Origin of the sequence: Gordonia sp. 852002-10350_SCH5691597 (assembly GCF_001665715.1) — a bacterium.
Classification (GTDB): Bacteria; Actinomycetota; Actinomycetes; order Mycobacteriales; family Mycobacteriaceae; genus Gordonia; species Gordonia sputi.
Window position 1 is genome coordinate 1 of sequence record NZ_LZMO01000008.1, and the last position, 758, is coordinate 758.

The 758-nt window shown below is 66.0% G+C and carries 2 protein-coding genes and 1 other annotated feature; both genes read left to right on the top strand.

Features of this window, described 5'->3' with window-relative positions; all coding sequences use genetic code 11:
- Positions 1–52: 52 nt before the first annotated feature.
- Positions 53–370, top strand: coding sequence for a transposase (locus A5777_RS00560; protein WP_012832290.1), 318 nt, complete (start codon positions 53–55; stop codon positions 368–370).
- Positions 331–459, top strand: a sequence feature (AL1L pseudoknot). It overlaps the preceding gene by 40 nt.
- Positions 373–758: IS3 family transposase (locus A5777_RS00565; protein ID WP_082933488.1), on the top strand; the 386-nt coding region annotated here is incomplete at its 3' end. Its footprint overlaps the feature before it by 87 nt.

The window sequence follows — 758 nt, forward strand, 5'->3', positions numbered from 1 at the left end:
TGAATCGCCCCGGGTTCGTCGGAGGCTCTCGAACCTGTGAAGGATGGAGAGCATGGCAGCACCTCGGAAGTACAGCATTGAGCTGAAGGAGCGAGCGACGCGGATGGCGGTGGAAGCCCGCAAGGACCCGGCCACACGGCCGGGAGCGTTCAAACGGATCGGCGATCAACTCGGTGTGCACCCGGAGGCGCTACGCACCTGGGTCAAGCAAGCCGAAATCGATGGCGGGCAGCGGCCGGGGACCACGAGCAGCGATTCCGAGCGGATCGCGCAGCTCGAGCGGGAGAACCGCGAGCTGCGGCGGGCGAACACGATCTTGAAGCAGGCGTCGGCTTTTTTCGCCGCGGAGATCGACCGCCCACAGCGTTGATCGTGGAGTTCGTCGCCGCTTCTCGCGACGAACACGGAGTCGATCCGATCTGCGCGGCCCTACGCGACACGGCCGCCCAGATCGCTCCGTCCACGGTACGAGCCCACCTGAGTGCGAACAAGACCGAGGCGCCACGCACGGTGCGTGACCGGGAGATGCTCGGCGAGATCCGCACCGTGCACGCCGACAATCTCGGCGTCTACGGTGCCCGCAAGGTCCACGCCGAACTACGCAGAAAGGATATCGACGTGGCGCGCTGCACCGTCGAACGATTGATGAAAGCCGATGGACTGCAAGGGATACCGAGGTTGCAGACACGCAGGACCACCCGCAGCGATGGCGCCGAAACCCCGCAACCGGCCGACCGAGTCGGCCGGCAGTTCACCGC

Bases quoted from the DNA above. Each gene is read 5' to 3' on its own strand.
- A5777_RS00560 (WP_012832290.1), top strand. From the start codon at position 53: ATGGCAGCACCTCGGAAGTACAGCATTGAGCTGAAGGAGCGAGCGACG.